The organism is Mammaliicoccus stepanovicii, assembly GCF_002902525.1.
Taxonomy (GTDB): Bacteria; Bacillota; Bacilli; order Staphylococcales; family Staphylococcaceae; genus Mammaliicoccus; species Mammaliicoccus stepanovicii.
This window is the reverse complement of sequence record NZ_PPQZ01000122.1, coordinates 3,574-6,810: the sequence shown is the minus strand read 5'-3', so window position 1 is coordinate 6,810 and position 3,237 is coordinate 3,574. Positions and strand designations below refer to the sequence as shown.

Genomic DNA, 3,237 nt, shown 5'->3' with positions numbered 1-3,237 from the left:
TTGGTATATAATGTAAATGTAGGAGGTGTATATAATATCTGACTTGATTTATGTAATAATCAATATAAGTGGTTAGTTATTTTTCAGCATTAAAAAATTAGGATTTATCAAAGTATTAAAGTTTTATTTCACATTTAATATTAAAAACAACAAAGGAGAGAACAACATGAAAACTTGTTACAAAATTCTAGTTTTTCTTACAATATTATTAGTAGTTAACAGTTATAATCAATCTGCATATGCTCAGGAGCCACTTAGTGCTAGTCCTGAAAACTGGATGAGTAAAATTGATGAGAATAAACATCTTACTCAAATCAACATACCTGGTACTCATGATAGTGGTTCATTCACGTTATCAGATCCTACAAAATCAGTTTGGGCAAAAACCCAAGATAAAAATTATCTTTTACAAATGAAAGAAGGTGTAAGGTTTTTTGATATTAGAGGTCGAGCATCTTCAAATGATTCAATATCCATACACCACGGTGTCGTTTATTTACATCATGAATTAGGAAGCTTCTTAAACGATGCTAATCATTATTTAGGTGCATATCCAAATGAAACAATTGTCATGTCCATTAAGAAAGATCACAAAGATGATGAAAGTGTTACTAAATCATTTGAAGAAATTTTCCGTGAGAAGTATTTTAATAACCCTCAATATGAAAATCTTTTTTATAAAGGTAATAATAGTAATCCAACTTTAAAAGAAACTAAAGGGAAAATTGTACTTCTCAATAGAATGGGTGGTACGTATATTAAAAGTGGTTATGGGGCAGATACTTCTGGTATACGTTGGCCTGATAATTCAACTTTTGAAACAGATATAAGTAACAATAATATACATTTAAATGTACAAGATGAATATAAAGATTATTATGATGATAAAGTTTCAGCAGTTAAAAATTTATTAAATAAAAGTAAATCAGACAATAGAGAGAATAGTTTATATCTTAATTTCTTAAGTGTATCATCAGGTGGAACAGCGTTTAATAGCATTTACGCTTATGCTTCACATATAAATCCTGAAATAGCTAAAACAATAAAGGAAAATGGTAAATCAAGAACTGGATGGGTTATTGTAGATTATGCTGGATATAAATGGTCAGGATATGACGACATAGTCAATGAAGTTATAAACAGTAATAATTAAAAAGACTTGAATGATTATTGAACAAAAAATAGTTGATATTGTAATTCATAATATTCTTAAAATAGAATAAGTTTTTTCAACTTGACAGATATGTGTAATATAAATAAAGTTATATTATAATTAATCTGGAGGTGCATAAAATGAAAAAAATATATTTACCAATGACATTAACTATACTTACAATAATATTATTCTTACTTATTAATCTAACTAGTTTTCCAACTTTCTTCTTCTATGCTACTTTAATAGTAAGCTTTATTGGTTTAATAGTTAGTATTATGAGTTTAATTAGAACAAAACATTTATTGAATATACTTTTCACTATAGTCTGTTTAATGCTATTTATGTTAAGTGTAGGTGAATTCTTACTTGTATAAAGGTTGTATAAAAAGGTTAACTGCTATTACGGTTAACCTTTTTTGTTGAAGGAGATTATAAGTAAAATTAATTTCTTCCTCATACGATATGAACGGACTATTACTTAATTTATTAAATAACCATTAACTATTATTAATTGTAGTTAATTTTTCTATTTTATTACTTTTTTCATGATAATATTAAAATACATTATACAAGGAGATGATTAAAATGAAAGTAAGTAATATTTTAATGGCAACAGTTGCAACAGGTGTGTTATCTATAGGTGTTTTAACAGGTACTGCTGAAGAAGCGAATGCTAAAACATATTCTCAAAACGGTATCATTTTACATGATGATTCACTTTTGTTAGATCATGAATTAAGCTATGTAGATACTTTATTAGATGAAAATACAAGTGATTTCACTAAACAAAAACTTCAAAAATATTTTGCAGATCAAGGCCTATATAGTGTTAGTGATATTGTGAAGAAGGCAGAAAAAGATGGGTTAGACATTTCTAAATATAAACACTTAATTAAATAGTATATGGTTGTATCAAGCCACACTTGTGTATTCAAGTGTGGCTTTTTAAAATACATATGTAGTATAAGGCTAAAACCTTAAATTTAATGTAACAATGATGTGACAATAATGTTCGTTGTAGTTTCCATTTATCTTGGTAATATTATATAGGGTTACAGATAATATTATTGAGGAGAGCATATTATGGAAATAAAAAATAAAAGAATATTAGAGTTAGATTATATAAGAGGATTTGCATTGCTAGGTATTTTATTAACTAATATCATTGCGTTATTTACCATACCAGCTCCTACGAATATTGAACAAGCACATTATTTAAGGTATATTGACTTTTTTGTAGAAAGTAAATTTTTTGCGATTTTCTCTTTCTTATTTGGTGTAGGTTTCTTTATTTTTATTAGAAATGCTAAATCTAAAGATTTGAATAGTACAATTGTTTTCTTGAGGAGATTATTTATCTTAGCAATTTTCGGGATAATTCATCAATTTTTACATCCAGGGGAAGCATTATTATTTTACGCAATTATTGGACTAATCTTAATACCTTGCTATTATTTAAATAGATATTTAAATCTTATACTTGGATTGATATTACTAGGCGTATCCCTTTACATTGGTAATAAAACATTACTTCCAGTTCCTTACTTTATATTAGGGTTGACTGCTGGACAATTTAATATATTTGAACATATTAAATTGAAAGTACTGATTTGCTTATCTATCATTTCTGGAGTTTTGTCTGGAATCTGTTGGTACTTTTTAAGTAAAAACTATGTATTTCCAAGTTATACATTTTTAGAGTCGACAAGTAATAAAGTGAATGAACAATATATACAAGCGAAAGAACTTTACAACCATACTATCATTGTTACAAGTCCGTTTATTTCATTATTTTATGTCACAGTTTTATTACTCATCTTAAGAATAAACGTATTTAGGATAATATTAAGTCCTTTAAGATATTATGGAAGAATGGCATTAACAAATTATATCGGTCAAACATTGTTAATGTGGGTAATCATCTTATTGTTCAATGCAAGTTTAATAAAACACACAAGTACTTTATACATTTGTATTTGTATCTACATCATACAATTTATATTTACTTATATATGGCTTAAATTGTTTAAATTTGGACCATTAGAATATATTTGGAGATTAGGTACATATAAGAAGAAGTT

4 protein-coding genes are annotated in these 3,237 nt (G+C 26.5%); all 4 read left to right on the top strand.

The window, feature by feature from the left end; genetic code table 11:
- Positions 1 to 166 precede the first annotated feature (166 nt).
- Positions 167 to 1,153: a phosphatidylinositol-specific phospholipase C gene (locus CD111_RS12150; protein WP_095088204.1), complete on the top strand. Its 987-nt coding sequence runs from the start codon at positions 167 to 169 to the stop codon at positions 1,151 to 1,153.
- Positions 1,154 to 1,293: 140 nt separating this feature from the next.
- Complete coding sequence (locus CD111_RS12145) at positions 1,294 to 1,530, top strand: hypothetical protein (protein WP_095088202.1); 237 nt, start codon at positions 1,294 to 1,296, stop codon at positions 1,528 to 1,530.
- A 211-nt stretch (positions 1,531 to 1,741) separates the two neighbouring features.
- On the top strand, positions 1,742 to 2,056 hold the full coding sequence (spn, locus tag CD111_RS12140) for an SPIN family peroxidase inhibitor (RefSeq protein ID WP_095088201.1): 315 nt from the start codon (positions 1,742 to 1,744) through the stop codon (positions 2,054 to 2,056).
- A gap of 183 nt (positions 2,057 to 2,239) precedes the next feature.
- A partial coding sequence (locus CD111_RS12135; RefSeq protein ID WP_103268518.1) for a DUF418 domain-containing protein occupies positions 2,240 to 3,237 on the top strand: 998 nt, incomplete at its 3' end.

Excerpts from the sequence above, each read along its gene's own strand:
- CD111_RS12150 (WP_095088204.1), top strand. The coding sequence starts at position 167 with ATGAAAACTTGTTACAAAATTCTAGTTTTTCTTACAATATTATTAGTA.
- CD111_RS12145 (WP_095088202.1), top strand. The coding sequence starts at position 1,294 with ATGAAAAAAATATATTTACCAATGACATTAACTATACTTACAATAATA.
- spn (WP_095088201.1), top strand. The coding sequence starts at position 1,742 with ATGAAAGTAAGTAATATTTTAATGGCAACAGTTGCAACAGGTGTGTTA.